The organism is Paenibacillus sp. MY03 (genome assembly GCF_002165585.1).
Classification (GTDB): domain Bacteria; phylum Bacillota; class Bacilli; order Paenibacillales; family Paenibacillaceae; genus Pristimantibacillus; species Pristimantibacillus agaridevorans.
Map to the genome: position 1 here is coordinate 1 of NZ_MXQD01000134.1, position 214 is coordinate 214.

1 protein-coding gene is annotated in these 214 nt (G+C 57.5%); it reads right to left on the reverse strand.

Annotated features, from left to right (window positions below):
• Positions 1–214: InlB B-repeat-containing protein (locus tag B1748_RS36235; RefSeq protein ID WP_179216023.1), on the reverse strand; the 214-nt coding region annotated here is incomplete at both ends.

The following is a 214-nucleotide window of genomic DNA, read 5'->3' on the forward strand; positions in this document are numbered from 1 at the left end:
TACGTTTGTCGTCCACTTCGCGTACAGCGTCACGTTGCCCTTTACGGCAGCGGAGAACAAATACGGTTCTGTCAGCTCGCTGTCCGCGTACCAGCCGCCGAATGTATACCCCTCAAAGATAGGAGCCTCAGGCTCAACCAAAGCCGTCCCGTGGCCGACGGATAAGGGTTGCAGCGAACTTCCGCCGTTGCTTTCGAAGCTCACCGTGTACACG